Source organism: Jannaschia rubra, from assembly GCF_001403735.1.
GTDB lineage: Bacteria > Pseudomonadota > Alphaproteobacteria > Rhodobacterales > Rhodobacteraceae > Jannaschia > Jannaschia rubra.
This window is the reverse complement of sequence record NZ_CXPG01000009.1, coordinates 255,560-279,658: the sequence shown is the minus strand read 5'-3', so window position 1 is coordinate 279,658 and position 24,099 is coordinate 255,560. Positions and strand designations below refer to the sequence as shown.

Annotated in this window: 26 protein-coding genes; 13 read left to right on the top strand and 13 right to left on the bottom strand. The window is 69.2% G+C overall.

The window, feature by feature from the left end:
• Positions 1-56: 56 nt before the first annotated feature.
• Genes JAN5088_RS01680 through JAN5088_RS01655 form a run of 6 tightly spaced genes read left to right on the top strand, consistent with a single transcriptional unit; the run spans position 57 to position 9,040 of the window.
• Positions 57-1,406, top strand: a complete 1,350-nt coding sequence (locus JAN5088_RS01680) for a M16 family metallopeptidase (protein ID WP_055681153.1) — start codon at positions 57-59, stop codon at positions 1,404-1,406.
• Positions 1,403-2,713, top strand: coding sequence for a M16 family metallopeptidase (locus tag JAN5088_RS01675; RefSeq protein WP_143114533.1), 1,311 nt, complete (start codon positions 1,403-1,405; stop codon positions 2,711-2,713). Before JAN5088_RS01680 ends, JAN5088_RS01675 begins: the two co-directional genes overlap by 4 nt.
• 39 nt (positions 2,714-2,752) lie before the next feature.
• On the top strand, positions 2,753-4,537 hold the full coding sequence (mutL, locus tag JAN5088_RS01670) for a DNA mismatch repair endonuclease MutL (protein WP_055681048.1): 1,785 nt from the start codon (positions 2,753-2,755) through the stop codon (positions 4,535-4,537).
• A complete protein-coding gene (locus JAN5088_RS01665) occupies positions 4,534-5,565 on the top strand; it encodes a DNA recombination protein RmuC (protein WP_055681047.1) in 1,032 nt (343 codons plus the stop codon). The genes mutL and JAN5088_RS01665 overlap by 4 nt, the downstream gene beginning before the upstream one ends.
• Positions 5,566-5,594: 29 nt before the next feature.
• On the top strand, positions 5,595-7,820 hold the full coding sequence (gene rnr / locus JAN5088_RS01660) for a ribonuclease R (RefSeq protein WP_055681046.1): 2,226 nt from the start codon (positions 5,595-5,597) through the stop codon (positions 7,818-7,820).
• A complete protein-coding gene (locus JAN5088_RS01655) occupies positions 7,817-9,040 on the top strand; it encodes a lytic murein transglycosylase (protein WP_082429753.1) in 1,224 nt (407 codons plus the stop codon). The genes rnr and JAN5088_RS01655 overlap by 4 nt, the downstream gene beginning before the upstream one ends.
• Here the strand turns inward: JAN5088_RS01655 and JAN5088_RS01650 are convergent.
• The 3 genes from JAN5088_RS01650 to JAN5088_RS01640 are packed head-to-tail and all read right to left on the bottom strand — an operon-like array spanning position 9,037 to position 11,136.
• Entirely contained in the window at positions 9,037-9,315 is a 279-nt protein-coding gene (locus JAN5088_RS01650; protein ID WP_055681045.1) for a YrhK family protein, read from the bottom strand. The genes JAN5088_RS01655 and JAN5088_RS01650 overlap by 4 nt on opposite strands.
• The gene (pheS, locus tag JAN5088_RS01645; RefSeq protein WP_055681044.1) at positions 9,315-10,379 is read right to left on the bottom strand and encodes a phenylalanine--tRNA ligase subunit alpha; all 1,065 of its coding nucleotides are present in this window, start codon (positions 10,377-10,379) and stop codon (positions 9,315-9,317) included. Before pheS ends, JAN5088_RS01650 begins: the two co-directional genes overlap by 1 nt.
• A gap of 28 nt (positions 10,380-10,407) precedes the next feature.
• Entirely contained in the window at positions 10,408-11,136 is a 729-nt protein-coding gene (locus JAN5088_RS01640) for an SGNH/GDSL hydrolase family protein (protein WP_055681043.1), read from the bottom strand.
• 158 nt (positions 11,137-11,294) lie between these two features.
• Between JAN5088_RS01640 and JAN5088_RS01635 the strand changes: the two genes are divergently transcribed.
• Complete coding sequence (locus JAN5088_RS01635) at positions 11,295-12,254, top strand: formate/nitrite transporter family protein (protein WP_082429751.1); 960 nt, start codon at positions 11,295-11,297, stop codon at positions 12,252-12,254.
• A gap of 73 nt (positions 12,255-12,327) precedes the next feature.
• Here JAN5088_RS01635 and rplT read toward each other — a convergent pair whose 3' ends face one another.
• Positions 12,328-12,687: a 50S ribosomal protein L20 gene (gene rplT / locus JAN5088_RS01630; protein ID WP_055681042.1), complete on the bottom strand. Its 360-nt coding sequence runs from the start codon at positions 12,685-12,687 to the stop codon at positions 12,328-12,330.
• Positions 12,688-12,699: 12 nt separating this feature from the next.
• Positions 12,700-12,900: a 50S ribosomal protein L35 gene (rpmI, locus tag JAN5088_RS01625; protein WP_055681041.1), complete on the bottom strand. Its 201-nt coding sequence runs from the start codon at positions 12,898-12,900 to the stop codon at positions 12,700-12,702.
• A gap of 247 nt (positions 12,901-13,147) precedes the next feature.
• Between rpmI and JAN5088_RS01620 the strand changes: the two genes are divergently transcribed.
• The 3 genes from JAN5088_RS01620 to JAN5088_RS01610 all read left to right on the top strand — a co-directional run bounded on the left by JAN5088_RS01620 (position 13,148) and on the right by JAN5088_RS01610 (position 14,936).
• A complete protein-coding gene (locus JAN5088_RS01620; RefSeq protein ID WP_143114534.1) occupies positions 13,148-13,804 on the top strand; it encodes a hypothetical protein in 657 nt (218 codons plus the stop codon).
• A gap of 92 nt (positions 13,805-13,896) precedes the next feature.
• Positions 13,897-14,250 (top strand): GSCFA domain-containing protein, encoded by a 354-nt coding sequence (locus JAN5088_RS19390; protein WP_055681039.1) that lies wholly within the window; start codon positions 13,897-13,899, stop codon positions 14,248-14,250.
• A complete protein-coding gene (locus tag JAN5088_RS01610) occupies positions 14,154-14,936 on the top strand; it encodes a GSCFA domain-containing protein (protein ID WP_074962367.1) in 783 nt (260 codons plus the stop codon). The genes JAN5088_RS19390 and JAN5088_RS01610 overlap by 97 nt, the downstream gene beginning before the upstream one ends.
• A 33-nt stretch (positions 14,937-14,969) precedes the next feature.
• Here the strand turns inward: JAN5088_RS01610 and pyk are convergent, their stop codons facing one another.
• Complete coding sequence (gene pyk / locus JAN5088_RS01605) at positions 14,970-16,415, bottom strand: pyruvate kinase (protein ID WP_055681037.1); 1,446 nt, start codon at positions 16,413-16,415, stop codon at positions 14,970-14,972.
• 165 nt (positions 16,416-16,580) lie between these two features.
• Between pyk and JAN5088_RS01600 the strand changes: the two genes are divergently transcribed.
• The 3 genes from JAN5088_RS01600 to JAN5088_RS01590 are packed head-to-tail and all read left to right on the top strand — an operon-like array spanning position 16,581 to position 17,548.
• Positions 16,581-16,892: a DUF1244 domain-containing protein gene (locus tag JAN5088_RS01600; RefSeq protein ID WP_055681149.1), complete on the top strand. Its 312-nt coding sequence runs from the start codon at positions 16,581-16,583 to the stop codon at positions 16,890-16,892.
• 59 nt (positions 16,893-16,951) lie between these two features.
• Positions 16,952-17,278, top strand: coding sequence for a hypothetical protein (locus JAN5088_RS01595; RefSeq protein WP_055681036.1), 327 nt, complete (start codon positions 16,952-16,954; stop codon positions 17,276-17,278).
• A gap of 15 nt (positions 17,279-17,293) precedes the next feature.
• Entirely contained in the window at positions 17,294-17,548 is a 255-nt protein-coding gene (locus JAN5088_RS01590) for a hypothetical protein (protein ID WP_055681035.1), read from the top strand.
• Positions 17,549-17,552: 4 nt separating this feature from the next.
• On the opposite strand, the gene JAN5088_RS01585 is transcribed toward JAN5088_RS01590, so the two are convergent.
• From JAN5088_RS01585 to JAN5088_RS01555, 7 genes are all read right to left on the bottom strand, one after another.
• Positions 17,553-18,404 (bottom strand): D-amino-acid transaminase, encoded by an 852-nt coding sequence (locus tag JAN5088_RS01585; RefSeq protein WP_055681034.1) that lies wholly within the window; start codon positions 18,402-18,404, stop codon positions 17,553-17,555.
• Between the two features lie 61 nt (positions 18,405-18,465).
• A complete protein-coding gene (locus JAN5088_RS01580; protein WP_055681033.1) occupies positions 18,466-18,843 on the bottom strand; it encodes a hypothetical protein in 378 nt (125 codons plus the stop codon).
• A gap of 81 nt (positions 18,844-18,924) precedes the next feature.
• Positions 18,925-19,698 (bottom strand): precorrin-4 C(11)-methyltransferase, encoded by a 774-nt coding sequence (cobM, locus tag JAN5088_RS01575; RefSeq protein ID WP_055681032.1) that lies wholly within the window; start codon positions 19,696-19,698, stop codon positions 18,925-18,927.
• Positions 19,695-21,533 (bottom strand): precorrin-3B C(17)-methyltransferase, encoded by a 1,839-nt coding sequence (cobJ, locus tag JAN5088_RS01570; RefSeq protein ID WP_055681031.1) that lies wholly within the window; start codon positions 21,531-21,533, stop codon positions 19,695-19,697. Before cobJ ends, cobM begins: the two co-directional genes overlap by 4 nt.
• Positions 21,524-22,225: a precorrin-2 C(20)-methyltransferase gene (cobI, locus tag JAN5088_RS01565; protein ID WP_055681030.1), complete on the bottom strand. Its 702-nt coding sequence runs from the start codon at positions 22,223-22,225 to the stop codon at positions 21,524-21,526. Before cobI ends, cobJ begins: the two co-directional genes overlap by 10 nt.
• The gene (locus tag JAN5088_RS01560) at positions 22,222-23,430 is read right to left on the bottom strand and encodes a bifunctional cobalt-precorrin-7 (C(5))-methyltransferase/cobalt-precorrin-6B (C(15))-methyltransferase (protein ID WP_055681029.1); all 1,209 of its coding nucleotides are present in this window, start codon (positions 23,428-23,430) and stop codon (positions 22,222-22,224) included. The genes cobI and JAN5088_RS01560 overlap by 4 nt, the downstream gene beginning before the upstream one ends.
• 19 nt (positions 23,431-23,449) lie before the next feature.
• Positions 23,450-24,079 carry a precorrin-8X methylmutase gene (locus tag JAN5088_RS01555; protein ID WP_055681028.1) on the bottom strand — a complete coding sequence of 210 codons (630 nt, stop codon included), beginning with the start codon at positions 24,077-24,079 and terminating at the stop codon, positions 23,450-23,452.
• Positions 24,080-24,099: the final 20 nt, after the last annotated feature.

Below are 24,099 nucleotides of genomic sequence, written 5' to 3'. Positions count from 1 at the left end.
AGGCGCCCTTGCGCATTGTACTGATCGCCGCGGCCCTGCTCGCCGCCGGCCCCGTCCTGTCGCAGACGGCCGCGACGCAGGTCGAGACCGCCGCGGCGTTGGCCGCGCCCGCGACCCGCGACGACGCCGTCACGACCTTCACCCTGCCCAATGGCCTCGACGCCATCGTGATCGAGGACCACCGCGCCCCCGTCGTCGTCCACATGGTCTGGTACGACGTAGGGTCGGCGGACGAACCGGCGGGCAAGTCGGGCATCGCGCATTTTCTGGAACATCTTATGTTCAAGGGCACCGACGACATGGCGCCCGGCGAATTCTCCGAGGTCGTCGCGGCGCAGGGCGGCACCGACAACGCCTTCACCTCCGACGACTACACCGGCTATTTCCAGCGCGTGGCCAGCGACCGGCTGGGCCTGATGATGGAGATGGAAGCCGACCGGATGCGCGATCTGGTGCTCGACGACGAGGACATGCTGACCGAACGGGACGTCGTGCTGGAGGAGCGCGCGCAGCGCACCGACAGCAACCCCGGCGCCCTGTTCAACGAGATGCGGAGCGCGGTGCAATACCTCAACCATCCCTATCGCATCCCGATCATCGGCTGGAAGCATGAGGTCGAGAAGCTGACGCTGCAGGACGCGCTCGATTTCTACCGCACCTATTACGCGCCCAACAACGCCACTCTGATCGTTGCGGGCGACGTTGATCCGGCCGAAGTCCGCAAGCTGGCCGAGGAACACTACGGCCCGCTGGAGCCCACGCCCGGCCTGGCCGAACGTGTCCGCCCGTCGGAGCCGCCGCAACTCGCGCCGCGCCGGATCGCCTTCGCCGACGAACGTGTCTCGAACCCCTATGTCCTGCGGACCTATCTCGCGCCCGAACGCGATGCGGGCAACCAGACCGAGGCGGCGGCCCTGACGATCCTGGCCGAGATCCTGGGCGGCTCCTCCCAGACCTCGCTCATGGGGCGGGTGCTGGAGCAGGACGAGAAATCGGCGATCTATACCTCGGCCTTCTATTCGGGCCTGCAATACGACGACACGACCTTCGGCGTGATCGTCATGCCCCGCCCCGGCCGCACGCTGGAGGAAGCGGAGGCCGACATGGACCGCGTGATCTCCACCCTTCTGGAAGACGGCATCGACGCGGACCAGATCGACCGGATCAAGACGCAGGTGCGCGCGGCGCAGATCTACGACCGCGACAGCCTTCAGGGCCGCGCGCAGGACTACGGCGCGGCGATCACCAGCGGACTGACCGTGCAGGACGTGGCCGAATGGCCCGGCCTTCTGGAAGCCGTCACCGAACAGGACGTGCTGGACGCGGCCGCCCGCGTCTTCGACCCGAATCGATCCGTGACCGGCTATCTGACCCGGCCCGATCCTGCCCCGGAGGCCGAGGAATGATCCGACTGCTCTGCACCCTCGTCGCGCTGGTTCTGCCGCTCAAGGCGTTGGCCATCGAGATCCAGGAGGTGACGTCGCCCGGCGGCATCAAGGCTTGGCTGGTCGAGGAACATTCGATCCCCTTCACCGCCATCGACCTGAGCTTCACCGGCGGCGCCAACCAGGAAGCGTCGGACAGGCGCGGCGTCACCAACCTGATGACCGGGCTGCTGGAGGAAGGCGCCGCCGACCGCGACGCCCGCGCCTTCGCCGAGGCCGCCGAGAGCCTGGCCGCTCGCATGTCGTTCGACGCGTCGAACGACACCGTGTCGGTCGGCATGACGTTCCTGACCGAGAACCGGGACGAAAGCGTGGCGCTGCTGCGCGATGCGCTGTTCGAGCCGCGCTTCGACGCCCCCGCCGTCGAACGGGTGCGCGAGCAGGTCCTGGCCGGGCTGGCCTCCGACGCGCGCGACCCCGATGAGATCGCGGCCCGTCGCCTTGCCGCGCTCAGCTTTCCGGGGCATCCCTACGGCACTTCCATGTCGGGCACGCCAGAGACGGTCGCCGCCATCAACATCGAGGACCTGCGCGCCGCCCACGCCCGCGCCCTGACGCGCGACCGCGTGAATGTGGGCGTGACGGGCGACATCACGGCCGAGGAACTCGGCCCGCTGCTCGACGAACTTCTGGGCGACCTGCCGCTCGCGTCCGCGCCCGAGGTGCCCGAGGCGGACGGCGCCGTGGATGGGGGGATCACGGTGGTCGATTTCCCGTCGCCGCAGTCTGTCGTCATGTTCGGACAGAAAGGCGTGCCCTTCGATGACCCGGATTATTTTCCGGCCTTCATCCTCAACCACATCCTTGGCGGATCGGGTTTCGACTCGCGCCTGATGGGTGAGGTGCGCGAAAAGCGGGGCCTGACCTACGGCATCGGAACCTACCTCGCCTCGCGCGATCTGGCCGACCAGATCATCGGGCAATTCTCCTCCTCCAACGACAAGACAGCCGCCGCCATCGACATCGTGCGCGACGAATGGGCACGGATCGCCGCCGAGGGCGTGACGCAGGAGGAGCTGGACGCCGCCAAGACCTATCTGACCGGCGCCTATCCGCTGCGGTTCGACGGCAACTCCCGCATCGCCTCGATCCTCGTGGGGATGCAGGACATGGATTTGCCGATCGACTACATCGACGGCCGCAACGACAAGGTCAACGCGGTGACGCTGGACGACGTGAACCGGGTGGCGGCGAAACTGCTGACCCCCGACCGGCTCCATTTCGTCGTCGTGGGTCAGCCCGAAGGGATCGAGCCGGGCAGCTTCTGACCTTTCAGAATCGTGCGCGCCCATGCTACCCCTCGTGGCATGGGCGCTTCCGACCGCAACATGATCCTTCCGCGCATTCGTCAGCTTGACGAAGGGGCGGTGAACCGTATCGCCGCGGGCGAGGTGGTCGAACGCCCCGCGTCGGCCGTCAAGGAACTGGTGGAGAACGCGCTCGATGCGCGGGCGACGCGCGTCACCGTCGACATCGCCGACGGCGGGCGCACCCTGATCCGCGTCACCGACGACGGGCACGGGATCGAGGCGGCGGACCTGCCGCTCGCCCTGTCGCGGCACGCGACCAGCAAGATCGACGGCAGCGACCTTCTGAACATCCACAGCTTCGGCTTTCGCGGCGAGGCGCTGGCGAGCCTTGGCGCCGTCGGGCGGCTGACGGTGACGTCGCGCACTGCAGGCGCGGCCGAGGGCGCGACGATCCGCGTCTCCGGCGGGCGTATGGACCCGCCGCGACCGGCGGCCCTGCGCGGAGGCACGGTAGTCGAACTGCGCGACCTGTTTCATGCCACCCCCGCCCGCCTGAAGTTCCTCAAGTCCGAGCGGTCGGAAGGCATGGCCGTCGCCGACGCGATCCGCCGTCTCGCCATGGCGGAACCCGCCGTCGCCTTCACCCTGCGCGATGTCTCGGACGGGGGCGAACGGGTGCTGTTCCGCGCGGATGGCTCCGACGCGGCGGGACGCCTGGCCTTGGTCCTGGGACGGGATTTCATCCGGAACGCCATGCCGCTCGACGCAGCGCGCGACGGGTTTCATCTGGGCGGCCATGCTGGGTTGCCGACGTTCTCGCGCGGGAACGCGGTCCATCAGTACCTGTTCGTCAACGGCCGGCCGGTGCGCGACCGGATGCTGACGGGTGCCCTGCGCGGTGCCTATTCGGACGTTCTGGCGAAGGACCGCCATGCCGTCGCTGCCCTGTTCCTGACCTGCGATCCGGTGCTGGTCGACGTCAACGTCCACCCCGCCAAGACCGAGGTCCGGTTTCGCGACGCGGGGCTGGTGCGGGGCCTCATCGTCTCGGGCCTGCGTCATGCGCTGGCCGAGGCGGGACATCGCAGCGCCACCACCGTCGCGGACGCCGCACTGGGTGCGATGCGGCCCGACCGCCCCGCCGCACCGGTCTACCAGATGGATCGGCCCGGTCCCGCCGCGCGAGCGCAGGCCTACGCCGCGCAGATGCCGGGCTTCGCCGAAGCCCCTTCGGCTCGGGTGGAGCAAGACTTCCCGACCCAAGACGGCCCTCTGGGGGCCGCGCGCGCGCAGTTGCACGAGAACTGGATCGTCGCGCAGACGGCTGACGGCATCGTCATCGTCGACCAGCACGCGGCGCATGAAAGGCTGGTCTACGAACGGCTCAAGGCGCAGATGCGCGACCGCGGGATCGCCGCCCAGACCCTTCTGATCCCCGAGGTGATCGAGGTTGGAGCGCAGGCGGACCGCCTCCTGTCGCTCGACCTCTCGCGGTTGGGCCTTGCCATCGAAGCCTTCGGCCCCGGCACCATCGCCGTGCGCGAGACGCCCGCGATCCTGGGCGCCGTCTCCGCCGCCGACCTGATCCGTGGCATTCTGGAGGAGTTGGAGGACGAGGAGGACGGCGATCCCCTGTCGCTGCAATCGAAGGTCGACGCCATCCTCAGCCGCATGGCCTGTCACGGCTCGGTCCGATCGGGGCGCCGCATGTCCGGCCCCGAAATGAACGCCCTCCTGCGCGAGATGGAGGCGACGCCGAACTCGGGCCAGTGCAACCACGGGCGCCCCACCCATGTGACGCTGCGCCTGTCGGATATCGAGCGGTTGTTCGGGCGGACATGACGCCCGGCCTCTCCGATCCCACGCTGATCGCCGTCGTCGTCGGGGCCGTCGCGCTCACGGCCCTCGGTGCGCTGATCCTGTCGCTGATGGCACGGCTCCGCGACATGGCGCAGACGCAGGCACAGTTGACAGGCGGGCTCGCCGCATTGGCCGACGCGCAACGGCGTGCGGAATCGCAGGTGGGCGCGGCCCTGGGCGACAGCGCGACCCGCACGGCGACGGCATTGGGCGATCTGCAGCAGCGGCTTGCCACGATCGACCGCGCGCAAGCCAATATCGAGCGTCTGTCCGGCGACGTGCTGGGCCTGCAGGACATTCTGTCGAACAAGCAGACGCGGGGCGCCTTCGGAGAGATCCAGCTGCGCGACCTGGTCGGCCGCGCCCTGCCGCCAGACGGGTTCACCTGGCAGGCGCAACTGTCGAACGGGCGGCGGGCCGACTGCCTGATCCACATGCCGGACCCGCCCGGCCCGCTGGTCATCGACGCCAAGTTTCCGTTGGAAGCCTATGAGGCAGTGATCGAGAGCCCGAAGGATCAGCGGGCGATCACGGCCTTCCGCGCCTCGGTCCGCACGCACATCCGCGCCATCGCCGACCGCTACATCCTGCCGGGCGAGACGGCGGAAGGCGCCTGCATGTTCCTGCCTTCCGAGGCGATCTATGCCGAACTGCACGCGAACCACGCCGAACTGGTGCGAGAGGGGTTCGCGGCCCGCGTCTGGATCGTCTCGCCCACGACCTGCATGGCGACGCTGAACACCCTGCGCGCCATCCTCAAGGATCACCGCATGCGCGAACAGGCCGGCGACATCCGCCGGGCGCTTGCCGCCCTGCACCGCGATGTGGAACTGGTGGTGGAGCGCGCGGCAAAGCTGGAGACGCATTTCGATCAGGCCCGTCGCGACGTCGAGGGGATAACGACCGCAGCCGAACGCGCGGGCAAGCGGGCGCAGCGTCTCGACGGCTTCGACTTCGCCGAAGACCCCGCGCCGCAGCCCCGGCTGGCCCCCGTCATCCGCCGTGGATAAGGCCGCGGCACCGTGCTAGCTGCCGGGGCATGAGCAAGCTTCCCACGAAGGCGGACATCCTGCAGTGGATCTCCGACAACCCCGCGCTGACCGCCAAGCGCGATATCGCCAAGGCGTTCGGCGTCAAGGGCGCGGCCCGGATCGACCTGAAGCGGATGCTGAAGGAGATGGAGGCCGACGGCCACCTGAGGCCCCGCCGGCGTGGGCCCGACGACCCGGACCACCTGCCGCCGGTGTCGGTTCTCAAGGTCACGGGCACGGATGCCGATGGCGATCTGTTTCTGGCCCCCCACGACTGGCAGGGCAGCGGGCCCGAGCCGCGCATCCTGTTCGTGCCCGCAAAGGACGACCCCGCTCTGGCCCCCGGCGACCGGGTCCTGGCCCGGCTGACCGAGGTGACGGCCGAGGATCACGCCTTCGAGGGCCGCCTGATCCGGCGCCTGTCCACCGGCCCGCGCCGCGTGCTGGGCATCTATCGCGCCGGGTCCGAAGGCGGACGCATCCTGCCGGTCGACAAGGGCAACGACAAGGAATGGCTGGTGCCGTCGGGTCTGGCGGAAGGCGCCCGCGACGGCGAGTTGGTCGAGGCGGAACAAACCGGCCCGCGCGGTCGCATGGGCCTGCCGCGCGCGCGCATCGTGGCGCGGCTGGGCGATCCGGGCGCGGCCAAGGCCGTCAGCCTGATCGCGATCCACGAGCATGGGCTGCGCGACGACTTTCCGCCCGAGGTCATCGAACAGGCGGAAAACGCGACCGCCCCCGATCTGGGCGACCGGACCGACCTGCGGGACCTGCCGCTCATTACCATCGATCCGTCGGACGCGCGCGACCACGACGACGCGTGTCATGCGCACGCCGACGACGATCCGAAGAACCCCGGCGGCCATGTCATCTGGGTCGCCATCGCCGACGTCGCGGCCTTCGTCACGCCGGGCTCTCCCCTCGATCGTGAGGCGCGGCTACGGGGCAATTCGACCTATTTTCCCGACCGCGTGGTGCCGATGCTGCCCGATGCGCTCTCGGGCGACCTCTGCTCGCTGCACGAAGGCGTGGACCGGGCCTGCATCGCGGTGCGGATGACGGTGGATGCGCAAGGCAACAAGACGGGGCAGACGTTCGTGCGGGGCCTGATGCGGTCGCCCGCCTCCCTGCACTACGAGGAGGTGCAGGCCGCCATCGACGGGCAACCGAACGACCGCACCGCGCCCCTTCTGGACCGCGTACTGAAGCCGCTCTACGCCGCCTACGGCGCCCTGCGGTCGGCTCGCGACCGGCGCCAGCCCCTCGACCTCGACCTGCCGGAGCGGCGGATCGTCCTGTCCGAGGAGGGAGTCGTCACCTCGGTCGCCTTCCGTGACAGGCTCGACGCCCACCGCCTGATCGAGGAGTTCATGATCCTCGCCAACGTCGCCGCCGCCGAGGAGCTGGAGCGCCTGCGCACCCCCCTCCTCTACCGCGTGCACGAGGAACCGGGCGAGGACAAGATCGACAGCCTGCGCGAGACGGCCCGCGCGTCGGGCTTCAGCCTGCCCAAGGGGCAGGTGCTGCGGACTGCGGTTCTGAACCGGCTGCTGCACGACGCGGCAGACACGGAGCTGTCGGAGCTGATCTCCATGTCCACGCTGCGGGCCATGACGCAGGCCTATTACGCGCCGCAGAACCTCGGGCATTTCGGCTTGGCCCTGCGGTCCTACGCGCATTTCACCTCGCCCATCCGGCGCTATTCCGACCTGATCGTGCACCGCGCGCTGATCGCGGCCCACGACTGGGGCAACGACGGGCTGAGCGAATGGGACGTGGCCCATCTTGACGAGACGGCGAAGCTTATATCGGAGGCCGAGCGGCGGTCGATGGTGGCCGAGCGCGATACCAACGACCGCTATCTGGCGGCCTTCATGGCCGACAAGGTGGGGGCCGAGTTCGCCGGTCGCATCTCGGGCGTGCAGGCGTTCGGCGTCTTCGTGCGACTGGACGAGACGGGTGCCGACGGCCTGATCCCGGTGCGGAGCCTCGGATCGGAGTACTTCCGTTTCGACCGCGACGATCAGATCCTGACCGGCACCGACAGCGGCATGCAGATCGGGCTGGGACAGCGCGTCACCGTGCGTTTGGCCGACGCGGTGCCCTTGACCGGCGGCCTGACGCTGGAGCTTCTGGCGCTGGAAGGCGAGCCGATGCGCCCCAAGGGCCGCACTGCGCGACGCGCCCCTGCGAAAGGCAAGCGCAAGCCGAAAAAGACGGCGCGGCGCGGATGAGGCGGCTGGCGCGATATGTCCTGCCGGTCCTGCTGATCGGCGCGCCCGCCCACCCGCAGGCCGTCGATCCGGTCCTGCCCGTGGCGCAGACTGCGCCCGCCGTGCCCTTCACGGACTGGCTCTCCGGTTTCCGCGAGCGTGCGACGGCCGCCGGAATCGACGCCGCGACGCTCGACGCCGGGCTGCGCGACGTTCGGCACCTGCCCGACATCATCCGGCTGGACCGCAACCAGTCGGAGTTCACCAAGACGCTCTGGGACTATCTCGACACCGCCACGAGCGAGCAGATCGTCGCCCGAGGCCGCGACGCGCTCGACCGGCACGCAACCACTTTCGGTGCTGTCGAGGAGCGCTTCGGCGTCCCCCGCGAAATCGTCGCCGCGGTCTGGGGGCTGGAAAGCAGCTTCGGCGCCTTCAGGGGCGATGTGCCTACCCTGTCCGCGCTGGCGACCCTGGCCGCAGATTCGCGGCGGGGCGACTTCTTCGAGGCGCAGCTTCTCGCTGCCCTCCGCATCCTGCAGGACGGCGAGACATCTGCCGACGCCCTGCGCGGCAGCTGGGCAGGCGCCATGGGACACACGCAGTTCATGCCCTCGTCCTATGCCGAACACGCCGTCGACTTCACGGGCGACGGGCGACGCGACATCTGGGGTGACGACCCGACCGACGCGCTCGCCTCCACCGCCGCCTACCTCAAGGCCTACGGATGGATCACGGGCCAGCCCTGGGGGCTGGAGGTCGTGCTGCCCGAGGGGTTCGATTACCGCCTGACGGGTGAACGGGTCGAGAAGACGCCCGCCGAATGGACCGCCCTGGGCGTGCGCACGGTGACGGGGGATCCGATTCCCGACGGCGGCCCCGCCTCGGTCCGCACGCCTGCGGGACATGAGGGCGCGGCCTTTGCCACCTTCGCCAACTTCCGCGTGATCGAGACCTACAACACAGCCGACGCCTACGTCATCGGGGTCGGGCATCTGTCCGATCGGCTGGCGGGCGGTCCGACTATCGCGTCCGGCTGGCCGCGCGGCGACCGGGCGCTGACGCTGGCCGAGAGGATCGAGATGCAGGAATTGCTGCGCGACGCGGGCTTCGACCCCCTCAAGATCGACGGCAAGGTCGGGCCCGACACGCTCGATGCGATCCAGCGGTGGCAGGCGTCGGAGGGCCTGGTCCCCGACGGCTATGTCGACCCGGACCTGCTGGACCGCCTGCGCGATTAGAGGCTTTCGCGTTCCGCCAGATCCTTCTCGTCGCCCATGGCGGCGAGCTTCAGTTCCTTCGTCAGGCGCAGCGTCGGCTTCAGGGCGAACATCCCCGACCCCACGATGAAGAACCACGTCGCCACGCCCTGCCAGCTGTCGTAGAGAAACAGGATCGAGCCGATCAGGAACGTCGCCGCCGCGCCGAAATCCACCAGCGTGTAGATCAACTCGAACGTGGCCTGCACCCTGCGCTTGGCGGCCGTGCCCGTGTTGCCATGCCCGTCGAACAGCATCAGCCGGCGTGCCGCATCGGCATCTGCAGGGCGCCGAAACCATAATGACGCAGCCAACGCAGATCGCTGTCGAAGAAGGCGCGCAGGTCGGGAATGCCGTATTTCAGCATCGCGATCCGGTCGATGCCCATGCCGAAAGCGAAGCCCTGCCATCGGTCCGGGTCGATCCCGCCAGCGGCCAGCACCTTGGGATGCATCATGCCGGAGCCGAGGATTTCGAGCCAGTCGTCGCCCTGACCCAGCTTCAGCGTGCCGCCTTCCCAGGAACAGCGGATGTCCACCTCGGCCGAGGGTTCGGTGAAGGGAAAATGCGAGGCTCGGAAGCGCAGTTCGATACCGTCGACCTCGAAGAAGGCGCGGCAGAACTCCTCGAGGCACCATTTCAGGTTCGCCATGGAGATGTCGCGGTCGATGGCCATGCCCTCGACCTGGTGGAACATGGGCGTATGCGTCTGGTCGTAGTCCGCGCGATAGACCCGGCCCGGACAGATGACGCGCACAGGCGCGCCGACCGCCTCCATCGTGCGGATCTGCACGGGGCTGGTATGGGTCCGCAGGACGTTGGGCGGCCGGTCGTCGCCTTCCGCCCGCGCCATGTAGAACGTGTCCATTTCGGCCCGCGCCGGGTGATGGCCGGGAATGTTGAGCGCGTCGAAGTTGTACCAGTCGGTCTCGACCTGCGGGCCTTCGGCCACGCCGAAGCCCATGTCGGCGAAGATGGCCGTCACCTCCTCCGTCACCTGGCTAACGGGGTGGATCGTCCCGCTGCGCCGGGCCCGGACCGGCAGGGTCACGTCCAGCCATTCGTCGCGCAGCCGCTCGTCCAGGGCTGCGTCCTCCAGCCCGGCCTTGCGGGCGGCGATGGCAGAGTTGATCTCGTCCTTCAGGGCGTTGAGGGAGGGGCCGACCTGCTGGCGCTCCTCCGGTGTCATGCGCCCCAACTCACGCATCTTCAGCGCGATCTCGCCCTTCTTGCCCACGGCCTCCAGCCGGACGGCCTCGAGCGTGGCTTCGTCGGGGGCGGCGGTGATGCGGCCCAGATACTTGTCGCGAAGATCGTCCATCGTCAGCCCCTGTCAGAACGCAGGCTGACTAGCCCGTCGCGCCCCGCCGCGCAACCGAGGCGGAGGGACGCGATGTTTCCGATCGACCGCCTTCCTCGAACGTCAGCATCCGGCGTGCCAGTTCCCGCCCAATGAGTGCCGCGCCGCGGGGGCTCGGGTGAACGAAGTCTCCGTCGTAGAGGCCGGCATCCCGCGGGTCGATCACCTCGCCCGCATCGAAGAACAGGACACCGGGTCGCTCGGCGGCCAGTCGCGTCATGCGCGCATTGATCGTGTCGAAAGCCCCCTGACAGGGCGCGAAGGCGCCCGGCTGACCCTCGACCCCGTCGTAGTAGCCGACGAAGGCCACCTTCGCGCCGGTCGTGCGGATGTGGCCGATCAGCCTTGGGACGTCTCCCGTCAACTCCGCGTCGATCAGGCCGGACAGGACGTCGTCCTCCGCAGGGGTCAGGCAGGTATCGCGCAGGTCGTTCCCGCCTCCGGTCAGGATCACCCAGTCCCAGTCACCACCTCGGAACTGCCGCGTTATGTCAAAGCCGAGCACCCCGGCCAGTCCACTCGCATTCGTCAGTCGGGCCAGCGACTGCGACCGGTCGACGACCGGACGGCCCAGCGTGGACTCGACCGCCTCCGGAATGCCGTGGTCGCCGTTCCAGGCCATCACGCTGTCGCCGATGGCCAGCACGGCGTCGCCCGGTGGCGGGGCGGCCGTGGCGCAGGCAGACAGGATCAGGGACAGGATCGACAGGATGCGCATGGGGCCTCGGTTGAAGTTTCGGTCGGAATGGAACGGTCCGGCCCCGTCGCAGGTTTCATCGGGCTGCGACCGGCAAGGGCGCGATGCCGACTTGCGACGGGACGCGATCTTCAGTCTAACACAGGGGCGCGGCGGACACCGGGCCGAGGGAGTACCGGATGAACGACGGGCGAAACGATGCGGACGATCCGTCCGACGCCGAAACGGCGAAGGCGGAGCAGGAAGCGGCCCGAGCGGCGAAGCGCGAGGAAGCCGAGACCCGCGCCAAGGTGCGGGAGCGGGAGACGCGGGAGAAGACGCCGACGCGGACCGAGAAGTCCCTGACCCGCGAGGAACGCAACGCCGTCTCCGAGCACGGCAAGCTGTCGGCGCTGACCGTCTATTCGATCATCCTGCGCGAGGGCGAGGAGGAGTTGAGCCGCCCCAAGACGTCCCTCTGGTGGTCGGGCGTGGCGGCGGGCATCGGCATCTCCACCTCCGTGCTTGTCGAGGGCGTCATCCGCGCCAACCTCGGGTCGGACCACATCTATATCAACCTGATCGAGAGCCTGGGATACACCTTCGGGTTCGTCCTCGTCATCATGTGCCGGCTTCAGCTGTTCACCGAAAACACGATCACGGTCGTCCTGCCGCTGCTGGCCGAGCCGACGCGGAAGCGGTTCCTGCATATCGCGCGCCTCTGGGCCATCGTGTTCGCCGCCAACATGATCGGCACCTTCGTGACCGCCGCGCTGGCGGTGCACGGCGGCATCCTGGCCGACGAGGTCCTGATCGCCGTCCTGGAGATCTCGCGCCACGTCGCCCATTTCTCGCCCTTCAAGTCCCTGCTGCTCGGCATCCCCTCGGGGTTCTTCATCGCGGCGCTCGTCTGGATGCTGCCGTCGTCGAAGGGATCCGAAGTCCTGATCATCATCATGTTCACCTGGCTCATCGCGGCAGGTGGCTTCACCCACGTCGTCGCCGGATCGAACGAGATCTTCACCCTGGTCTTCAACGGCGAACTGGGGATCGTGGGGGCCTTCGGCTATCATATCCTGCCTGTCCTGATCGGAAACGTTCTCGGCGGCACGGGCCTCTTCGCCATGCTGGCCTATGGGCAGATCCACGACGAAATGTGACGCCGGCCTTCGTCGGACAAGAAAAAGGGGCGCCCCGCAAGGCGCCCCCGTTCGTTTCCGGATCGCCCCCCGGTCAGGCGGCGGCGCGCGCCTGCTCGACGACGGCGGCGAAGGCCTCCGGCTCATGCACGGCCAGATCGGCGAGAACCTTGCGGTCCACCTCGATCCCGGCCTTGCCCAGCGCGTTGATGAAGCGCGAATAGGTCATCTCCGAATCGATCGACCGGACGGCCGCGTTGATCCGCTGGATCCACAGCGCGCGGAAGTTGCGCTTGCGGTTCTTGCGGTCGCGGGTCGCATACTGGTTCGCCTTGTCGACGGCCTGCGTCGCGGTGCGGAAGGTGGTCGACCGGCGGCCGTAATAGCCCTTGGCGGCCTGGATGACTTTCTTGTGGCGGGCGTGGGTGACCTTGCCCGAAGTTACGCGGCTCATGTCAGGTCCTCCTCAGCGATCGTACGGCATATAGCCCTTGACGATCTTCGCGTCAGGGGCCGACAGGGTAGTGGTGCCGCGGGCATCGCGGATGAACTTGGTGCTGCGCTTGATCATGCCGTGGCGCTTGCCGGCCTGACCCGCAAGAACCTTGCCCGTCGCCGTCATCTTGAAGCGCTTCTTGGCGCTCGACTTCGTCTTCATCTTGGGCATTTCGGTCTCCTTCTTCGTCGTCCGCCTCGGCATCCCAATCGCCGGGCGGACGGGTATTCAGAGGGACCCCCTAGCCGCCTCCGCCGCCCTTGGCAAGGTGCGTGCGGGCCGCCGCCGCCCGGGTCCGGGTTTCCGTCGTGCGATCGGCCTTACACGGGGCGCGGCGTATCCTCACAGACTGCCGGCGGCCCTTCCTTCACAACGATCACGAAACTCAGGGACCGGCACGTCATTCTGGGGATGAGCCATGTCATTGCGATCCACCGCGCGGTCCAAGGCATCGCGAACCCGTCGGTCGAACGGCTGGAAAAGGTCGCGCTTCAACGTCCCAGGCACGGGCCGGTTGCGGGCTGACCGGCTGCGGACGCTTGCGGCGGACGTGATCTGCCTTTCGCTCGCGGGCAATGACCACAACGTGCTCGGGCTGTTCGAACACTCCGCCCCGTTCACCCTGGGCGACCTGCCGGACGATGGCTTGGACCGGGTCCGCATTCCCGATTGCGTCATGCGGTCGCAGCTCGAACACCGCATGCGGCCCGTCGTCGAGAGAACAAGGCCGGTTCACCGGATCGTCGCGGACCGCCAGATCGTCCATATCTGCCCGCCGCCGCCCGACCCCGATGCCGCCCACATGGAGGCCGATCCCAAACTGTTCGGGGACATCGTGCATCGCGGGGTGGCGCCCGATCCGCTCCGTCTCCGGCTCTACCGGCTGCAATGTGCAATCGCCCGGCGGTTGGCTGGCAAGTCGGGCGCTACGTTCCTTCCGCCCCCCGGCCAGGGCTGCAACGACGCGGGGTTCCTGGCCCGCGACTGCCGGAACGACGATCCGACCCATGCGAACGCCCGTTACGGCCGGCTGGTGACCGACCAACTCGCCGATCTGGAATGGCACATGCAATGACGGCCCATCCTTATGTCGACCTGCCCGACCGGCAGTTCTGGAAACGCGATCCGGGTCTGCGCGACCCCGCGACCTTCGACCCCGTGTAACCCATGCCGTTCCGCATCATGCGCAAGGACCGCATCGTGACTGCCGGAAGCTGCTTCGCCCGGCATCTGGCCCGCATCCTGTCGGCCGCTGGCTTCAGTTACCACACCACGGAACGCGCCCATCCCCTGATCCACCCGGATGTGGCCGCCGCCCACAACTACGGCCCGTTCTCGGCGCGCTACGGCAACGTCTATACCGCGCGGCAACTGCTGCAACTGATGCAGCGGGCCTACGGGCTGTTCACGCCCCTGGCGGAGGCTTGGCCCAGCCCCGACAAGGCACCTTCGTCGACCCCCTCCGCCCGAACATCCAGCCCGGCGGCTTCGCGTCCCCGGCGGAAGTCGCGCTCGACATAACACAGCACCTCGCGGCGGTGCGGCAGGCGATCGAGACGATGGACGTCTTCGTCTTCACGCTGGGCCCGACCGAATGCTGGACCGATCCGGTCGACGGGGCGGTCTGGCCGCGTGCACCGGGCGTATCGGGCGGGGTCGACGCGCCCGGCTGGGCCGTCTTTCGCAACTTCGACGAGGTCGAGACGACCGCGGACCTGCTCGCCGCCCTCCGCTTGATCCGGGAGCGGAACCCGCAGGTGCGGATCCTTCTGACGGTCTCGCCCGTCCCGCGCAGTTCCACGTTCGAAGATCGGCACGTCGCCGTCTTGACCGCCTGGTTCAAGGCCGTCCTTCGGATCGCGGCCGAACGCGCGGTATCCGAACTGCCCGACTGCGCCTATTTTCGATTCCACGAGATCATCACCGCGCCGCACACCCGGGTCGCCTGCTTCGACCCAGACGAGCGGGGGGTTCTTCCGGCCGGGGTCGCCCATGTCATGCGACTGTTCTTTCATCATCTGGCCGGCGCGGAATGGACTGCCCCCGACGTCATGCAAGACGCTGGCGGAGCGGAGGGCGCCGCTCCCGTGCGGGCTCTCTCCGGCTACCGTCGCACGACCGCCCGGCCCACCGCCCAGACGGATGCCCACACGAAGGACGTGGATCGCCGCATCCAGATCATCTGCGACGAGGAAAGGATCGACTGAACGGGCCGCCGGGTGCGACGCCCGGCGGCCCGTTCAGTCGGCCTCGGCGCCGAAGATGCGCCGTTCGTCGCAGGGGGCGATGCGCAGGATGTTCGTCGATCCGGGAACGTTGAAGGGGATGCCCGCCATGACGACCACCTGATCCTCCGGCGTCACGAATTCGGACGCCTTGGCCGCCCGCACGGCCGAGACGACGGCATATTTGAACCGTTCGACCGGCTCGCTCTGCACGCTGTGGCAGCCCCAAGACAGGACCATGCGCCGGGCCGTCTCGCGGATGGGCGTCAGCGCGATGATCGGCACGCGGGGCCGCTCGCGGCTGATCTTGAGCGCGGTGGACCCGGAGTGCGAGAAGCAGCAGATCGCCTTGATGTCGGTCGTATCCGCGATCTCGCGGGCGGCGGCGACGATGGCATCGGCGGTGGAGGACAGGATGGCGGTGCGGCTCGCCTCGATGATCTCGCGGTAGGTCGCGTCCGATTCGACCTCGATGGCGACGTTGTCCATCGTCCGCACCGCCTGCACCGGATAGCTGCCCGCGGCCGATTCCGCCGACAGCATGATGGCGTCCGTGCCTTCGTAGATGGCGGTGGCCACGTCCGACACCTCGGCGCGCGTGGGCATGGGGCTGTCGATCATGCTCTCCAGCATCTGCGTTGCCACGATGACCGGCTTCGCGGCCGCCCGGCACCTGCGGATCAGGCGCTTCTGGATCGGCGGAACGGCCTCGACGGGGCATTCCACGCCCAAATCGCCACGCGCGACCATGATGCCGTCGGACGCCTCCAGGATGCTGTCGAACGCCTCCACCGCGGCGGGCTTCTCGATCTTGGACAATACGGCGGCGCGACCGCGGACCAGGCCTCGCGCCTCGTTCACGTCATCGGCGCGCTGAACGAAGGACAGCGCCAGCCAGTCGACGCCCAGCTCGCAGACGAACTCCAGATCCTTGCGATCCTTGTCGGACAAGGCCGCCAGCGGCAGCACCACGTCGGGCACGTTCACGCCCTTGCGGTTCGAGATGGTGCCGCCCGTCACCACGGTGCAGTCGGCGAAATCCGCCCCGCATTCATCGACGGTCAGCCGCAGCTTTCCATCATTGACCAGCAGGGTGCCGCCCGGCTTCAACGCGGCGAAGATTTCCTTGTGCGGCAGCTGAACCCGCGTCGCATCGCCCGGCGCATCGTCGAGGTCGAAGCGGAACTTCTGCCCTTCCGCGATCTCGACCGAATCCTCGGCGAAGACACCGCAGCGAAGTTTGGGCCCCTGGAGGTCGGCCAGGATGCAGATCGGCCGACCGGTGTCGCGCTCGATGTCACGAATGATGTTGTGGCGCGACCGAATGTCGTCGTGATCGCCGTGCGACATGTTGAGGCGGAACACGTCGGCGCCCGCCTCGAACAGCGCGCGGATCGTGTCATAGTCGCTCGACGCCGGGCCGAGCGTGGCGACGATCTTGACGTTGCGGTGGCGTCTCATCGGCTGTGTTCCTTCGTCTTTGATGTTAGCGTTCACATCTCTGCCCCGGTGGCCGTCTTTTCGCAACACCGGGCGGCGCCACGGGGGTCATTCTTGACGCCCGGGACTGCCAGCCTCATCTGCAAGGGCAAGCGCAGCGACACCGGAGGATATGCCGTGACCGAGATCGACGACCAGACCCGAACCGAAATCGAGGCCGCCGCCTTCCGCCGCCTGCGCAAGCACCTGCTGGAAGACCGCCCCGACGCGCAGAACATCGACCTGATGAACCTTGCCGGCTTCTGCCGCAACTGCCTGTCGCGCTGGTACGGCGAGGCGGCCGCGGAGCAAGGCATCGACATGTCCAAGGACGACGCGCGCGAGGCCTTCTATGGCATGCCCTACGATCAATGGAAGACGTGCCACCAGACCGAGGCCACGCCCGAACAGCAGGCCGCCTTCACCCGCAGCTTCGCCGAGAACGTGGGCAAGGAGTAAGCGGGCGCTTTGATCCGGCGGCCGCCGGTCCTATCTTCCGACCAAAGGAGAAACCGCAGATGATCCGCCTCGCCCTCGCCTTCGCGCTCACCCTCGGCCTGCCCGCGGCGGCGCAGGGTGTCTTCATCTCGCCGCCGGATTCGGTGATGAACCCTCCGGGCCTGTCGGGTGATCTTTCCGGCAAGCGGCTTCGGGTCGCGCATGAGTTGCGGCTGATGGGGTTCGGCAACGTCGACATCGCCGGCATGTCCAACCGGAAGGTCGCGCTTCTGGACAACGCGATCCATTCGGGGCGGCCAAACGGCGAGAGGCTCATGCGCGTGCGCTCGATCCTCAGCGGGGGCGGGCTGCTGCAGCGCGGGCTCGACCGGCTGTCGCGGCCCTGAGCGAGAGGTTCCGTCATGCGTCTCGCCCTGATCTTCGCACTGGCCCTGTCGGCCGCGGCCCCCGTCATGGCCGAACCGAACGCCCAGCTCGTCGCCTCCGTCCAGCAGCGGCTCGATATCCTGGGGTTCGCCGATGTGGACGCTCGCACGCTGACCACTCGCCAGATCGCGGCCCTGCACCTCGAACTGCAGGGGAACGCGATGGATTTCGGCGGCTTCAACCGAATGAACACGCGCCAGCGCGTCAAGATCATCCTGGGCTGGGACTGACCGGTCAGATCGCCGCCTTGCGGCTTTCCTCCAGATAAATCTCGCGCAGCCGCCTGGCCACGGGGCCCGGCTGGCCGTCACCCACGGGCCGCCCGTCGATCTCGACCACCGGCATGACGAAGGCCGAGGCCGAGGTCACGAACGCCTCCTCCGCAGACCGGGCCTCCTCGACAGTGAAGGGGCGCTCCTCGACCTTCATCTGCGCTTCCCGCGCGAAGGCCAGCACCGCCCGGCGCGTGATCCCGTGCAGGATCTCCTCGCCCAGCTGCCGCGTGACGATGGTGCCGTTCCGTACGATATAGGCGTTGTTGGACGTACCTTCGGTGACATGCCCATCCTCGACCAGCCAGGCGTCGTCGGCGCCCTGCCGCTTCGCCTCCGTCTTCGCCATGCTGGGATAGAGAAGCTGAACCGTCTTGATGTCGCGCCGTCCCCACCGCCGGTCCGGCAGGGTGACGACCTTCAACCCCGTCCGCGCCGCGGGACTGTCGGCCAGACCGGGCTTCGCCTGCGTGAACAGCACGATGGTCGGCTGCGCATCCTCGGGGAACAGGAAGTCGCGGTCCACCGCGCCGCGCGTCACCTGCAGATAGACCAGCCCGTCGGTGATGTCGTTCCGGGTCACCATCTCGCGGTGGATGGACAAGATCTCCTCCTCCGTCACCGGCATGTCCATGTCCAGCTCCGCCAGCGACCGGGCCAGACGCGCGGCGTGACCGGGAAAGTCGATCAGCTTGCCGTCCAGAACGCTCGTCACCTCATAGACGGCATCGGCGAACAGGAACCCGCGGTCGAAGACCGACACCCGGGCCTGATCCTCGGGGAAATACTCGCCGTTGACGTGGACGATGCGCATGGGGTCCCTCCTGCGGTTGACCGCACCGTCTTGAAACCGCGCCTTCGCGCGGTCAAGTCCGTCAGCCCGGCGGCAGGATCGCCGAGGGTCGCCCCTCCGGCTGTTCGTAATCGACCGGAGCGTCCGTCCGCGCATCGGTACCGCGCTTGATGTCGTAGCGCATGACCTCGCCCAAAGGCTCGCCCGCGACGATCAGGACCGACCGCAGCAGACGCGCGCCGTCGTGGATCTCGACCAGGCCGCGCAGCTTGGGCGCGACCGACAGCGCCACCTCGAACCCGTGTTCGTCATAGGCGCTGATAGGATACCAGGCGTCGCCCACCTGGACCCGCAGCCGGCCGCCGGTCTTGCGACGATCGCGGTCCCGGGCCTTTTGCAGACCCTCCCGAACGTCCTCCGGCAGGGGGAAGGGATCGGCGGGGAAGTCGGGCGTGGCCATCGGGCATCCTCCACGGAACGGTCATGTTCACGGTCCAGAGTGCCCGCTCCGCTTGAAGAGTCAACAAAAGCGTCCGCGCGCTTACCCCGCGTCGCGCACGCGGGGGCGCAGCACATGCGGCACAGCCGGATCATAGAGCGCCGAGTCGCGAAAATCGGCCACGTCGCCCAGCGCGGGCCCCACGAGGATCAGCGCCGTGCGCGTGATCTTTTCGGCGCGCACCCGCGCGTGAATATCCGACAGGGAGCCCCGCAACAGCGTCTCGTCCGGCCAGCCGACCCGGTAGGCCACGACCACGGGGCAATCGGCGCCGTAATGCGGCGTCAGCACCCGCTCGATCTCGCGCAGGGCGCGGATGCCCAGGTGGATGGCCAGCGTGGCGCCGGTGCGGGCGAAGTTCTCCAGCGTCTCGCGCGCAGGCATGGAGGTCGATTTCATGCTGACCCGCGTCAGGACGATGGACTGGGCGATCTCGGGGATGGTCAGCTCCTGCCCCAGGGCCGCCGCCGCCGCCGCATAGGCGGGCACCCCGGGGGTGATGTCATAGGCGATCCCGTCCCGCCGAAGCAGGCGGATCTGTTCGGCGATGGCGCCGTAAAGGCTCGGGTCGCCGGAATGGACACGGGCCACGTCCTGCCCCGCGGCATGGGCCGCCAGGATCTCGGCGTGCGTCTCCTCGAGTGTCATCGGCGCGGTGTCCACGACGCGCGCACCGGGCGGCGCCTCGGCCACGACGGCGGCGGGCACCAGCGACCCGGCGAACAGGCAGACGGGGCAGGCGCGGATCAGCCGCTGCGCCTTCAGCGTCAGAAGCTCCGGGTCCCCGGGCCCCGCGCCGATGAAATGCACGGTCATGTCGCCGCCCCCCGCGCCAGATCGCCGCCCGCCATCTTCCGCGCATAGCCGCGTGGTGTATACATCCGCGGCCCGTCCCCCGTGCGCGTCAGCCGCGTCTGCGACGACCCGACCAGAACGACGGTCAGCATGTCCACCTCCTCGACCCGCAGGTCGGCCAGACGGCGGTGGCGCAGGCTCTCCTCCGGACGCCCCAGCGATGAGGCGAGCAGGACAGGCGTATCGGCAGGCCGATGCTCCAGCAGGATATCCCGTGCCAAGGCCAGCAGGGTGCGGCGGCGCTTCGACACCGGGTTGTAGAAGGCGATGACGAAATCGCCCCGGGCAGCGGCGTGCAGGCGGGCGACGATATCCTCGCGCGGGGTCAGCAGGTCCGACAGCGAGATGGCGCAGAAGTCATGGCCCAGCGGCGCGCCGGCCCGTGCTGCAGCGGCCTGCAACGCGCTGACGCCGGGGGTGCAGACGATCTCGACCCGCCGCGCAGCGGGCGTCAGGGCATCGGTGGCGGCCGGATCGCGGTCCATCAGTTCGAAGACCAGCGCACCCATGGCATAGATCCCCGCATCGCCCGAGCAGACCAGCGCGACATTGCGTCCCTCGCCCGCCTGCTCCAGCGCATGACGGCAGCGCGCCTCCTCGCCCCCGAGCGGGAAATCGGCGCGCGGCTTGCCGGCCGCCAGGGGGCCCAGCAGATCGATGTAGAGCGAATACCCCACCAGTTCCTCCGCTTCCGCGATCAGGCGGCTGGCTTCGGGCGTGCGCCAGGCGGATTGGCCGGGGCCGATGGACACGATGCTGACCCGTCCCCGCGCGCGTCCGGGCAGCGTCGCGACGGGATGCGGCGACAAGGCCAGCGCGGCGGTCGCCATCGCGGACTTGCGCTTCGGGTGGGTCAGGTGGGCCTCGTCGCCCGCCCCCAGCAGTGCGGCGTTCTCCGCCACGCCATGCGATCCGATCTCGGCGAAGACGACGTCCGACGGCGTACGCGTGCGGGGGGTCGCAGCCTCCAGCTCCTCGGCGTTGAAGTAACGGACCGGAACGCCCAGATGCGCCGACAGGGCCAGAACCGCGCCCTCATCCGCCTTGATGTCTGCAGTGAAGATACCGGCGATGGCTGCGGGCGCCACGTCGGCATCGGCCAGCAGGCCATCCACCAGCGCGATCAGTTCCTCCGGCGGGCAGTCCCGCGACGCGCCCACGCCCAGCGCGGCCCGCTGCGGATGGAACAGCAGGTCGGGTACGGTCTCATCCGCACGGGGCGGGCGCAGCGTGCAGGCGATGGTGACCGCAGCGCCTTGCGGCAGGTCGTGAAGCCACTGCGCCTCCGCCGCCGCTTCCCCGGTCAGTCGCGCGCCTCCGCCGGACAGAAGGGCCGCCATCGCCCCCTTGGCCGCGCCGGGGTTCGCCAGGACCCAGCCTTCGGGCGGCTCGTCCAGTGCGACGCCCAGCGCCACGTCCCCCGCCGTCGTCACCGCCGCCGTGCCGCCGAGCGCATCCGCGATGGTGCGCGCCAGACGGTTCGCGCCGCGATGCCCGCCCAGCAACGGCACCACCACGCGCCCGTCGTCCGACACTGCGATGACCGGCGGCTCGGCCGTCTTGTCGGCCAGAAGCGGCGCGACCGCACGGATCAGGATGCCCGCCGCGCAGACGCCGATGACGGAATGGCCCGCCGCGAACAGGTCGCGCACATGGACCAGCGCGTCGGGAAAGGTGACGGAGGCCGCCGTCCGCCCCGCGCGCCCATGCAGCGGACAGTCGAGCGCCACGGCGATCCGCCGGGCGACGTCCTCGCCAGCGGCGTTCAGGCACAGGACGACGGGGTTCAAAGCCACGGATCGGCCCCTTTCGCGATCAGGATCATGGAGAAATAGGGCGCGTCATCGGGTGCGTCGGCCAGCGACAGCACGCGCTCGGCTCCCAGCGTCGCGCGTTCGATATAGGTCGCGGCCTCGAGCAACCCTTCGGCGGCCAGCAACGCTCGCAGGCGGGGCAGATGACGGCCGACCTTCATCACGGCCAGCGTATCGGCACGGCCCAGATGATCGCGCAGCGCCGCGTCGGACAGGGGGCCGGGCAGTACCGTCATCACCTCGTTGCGCGCCACGAGAGGCATCGCCGCCCGCGCGGCGCAGGCGGTGAGGGAGGTGACGCCCGGCACCACCTCGACCGCGAACCGGCTGCGAAGGCGCGCGAACAGATACATGAAGCTGCCGTAGAAGAACGGGTCCCCCTCGCACAGGCAGACGACGTCGCAGCCCCGTTCCAGACATTCGGCGATGCGGCGGGCGCCTGCGTCATAGGCCGCCTGCGCCGGCGCGCGGTCGGGCGACATGGGCAGTTCGATCCGCAGCTCCTCCACGCCCACGGGGATCAGGTCGGCGGCGATGGCGCGCGCCAGGCTGTCGCCCCCGGCCAGCGCCGGATAGGCCACGACTTCCGCCCCCTCGATCAGGCGGGCAGCGCGGCGGGTCATCAGGTCGGGGTCGCCGGGGCCCAGCCCGACGCCGTAGAGCGTGCCGGTCATCGCTTGACCAGCGACCATTGCGTCACCGTCATCGACGGCCGCCAGCCGCGATAGCGTCCCACCGCCTCGGCCCGGTCCACCGACAGGCGCACGAGGTCGCCGCCGTGCCGGGCATGAAGCTCGGCCAGGATCGTCTCGGACTCCAGCGTCACCGCATTGGCCACCAGCCGCCCCAGCGGCTTGAGCGCCGCGAAGGCCGCGTCGAACACCGCCGCCGAAAGGCCGCCGCCGATGAACACCGCGTCGGGCGCGGGCAGGCCGTCCAGCGCCTGCGGCACCTCGCCGTCGCGCAGGTCGAAGCGCGGGGTGCCCAGCGCCAGCGCGTTCTCGGCGGCCATGGCGCGGCGGTCTGCGCGCGGCTCGATCCCGATGGCGCGGGCCGACCGGGCGGCGCGCATCCACTCGATCGCCACCGACCCGCTGCCGGTGCCGATGTCCCATAGAAGCGCGCCGCGCATCGGCATCAGCTTGGCCAGCGTCGCCGCCCGGACCTCGCGCTTGGTCATGGTGCCGTCGCTGCGGAACAGCGCATCGCTCAGCCCCGGCACGCGTGGCAGCAGCGCCGCGTCGGCTGCGGCGACGCAGTGGACGGCGAGGGTGTTGAAGGCAGGCACCTCATGGTTCCAGCCATCCGCCCGCCCCTCGAACCGCTTCTCCTCCGCCCCGCCCATGTTCGCCAGAACGGTCATCGACGACTGACCGAAGCCCCGCTCCGCCAGGAACCGCGCGATCCGCGCGGGGGTCTCGGCCCCGGTCGTCAGGATCAGAAGGCGGGCGTCGGGCTGGATGAAGGCGATCATCTGCTCGACCGGACGACCGTGCACGGTCAGCGTCTCGACGTCGGCCATCGACCAGCCCATGCGCGCGGCGGCAAGCTGAAAGGCCGAAAGCTGCGGGTGATAGACGATCTGATCGGGCGGGATCGCGCGGCCGATGCGGGCGCCGACGCTGAACCAGAGCGGATCGCCCGTGGCCAGAACGACGACCCGCTGGCCGCGAAAGGCGTTCAACTGGTCCACCAGCGCATCGAAGGGGCTGGGCCAGGCGACCCGGCGGGCGGCGATGCTGTCGGACAGGTTGTGATGGCGGTCGCCGCCCACGATGATCTCCGCGGCCTCGACCACGGAACGGGTGGCGGGGGTCAACCCGGCCAGACCGTCCTCGCCGATGCCGACGATGTGCAGCCAGGGCGCCGCCCCGGTCATGCGCGCCCCCCGGTCCGCGTCATTGCAACCCCCCGCCGGCCAGCAGGCCCAGCGCGTTGACGGCGGCGCTGGCCATTGCGCTGCCCCCCTTGCGCCCGCGCAGGGTCAGGAACGGCGCGCCGCGCGGATTGGCGGCAAGCTCGGCCTTGGACTCGGCGGCCCCGACGAAACCCACGGGAAAGGCCAGGATGGCGGCCGGCCGCGGCGCGCCCTCGTCCAGCCGCTCCAGCAGGCGAAACAAAGCGGTGGGCGCGTTGCCGATGGCGATGACGGCGCCCTCCGTCTCCCACAGGTCCACAGCCGCGGCGGACCGGGTGGTGCCCAGATCGGCGGCCAGCCCGGCGACGCGCTCGTCGTTCAGCGTGCAGCGGACGTCGGTGCCCGGCAGCAGGCGGCGGGTGATGCCCGCGGCGACCATCTCGCAGTCGGCATAGACGGGCGCGCCCGCGCGAAGGGCGGCGATGCCCCGCTCCGCCACGTCGTCGGAATGGTCCAGACGGTCGGCGATCTCGGTCATGCCGCAGGCGTGAATCACCCGCACCGCCAATTCGGCCACGTCGGACGGAAAGCGCGCCAGCGAGGCCTCGCGCCGGACGGTGGCGAAGCTGGCCGCATAGATCGCGGCCGGGTCCTTCTCATAGGGCCGCACCTAGCGGCCGCCCCGGGTCC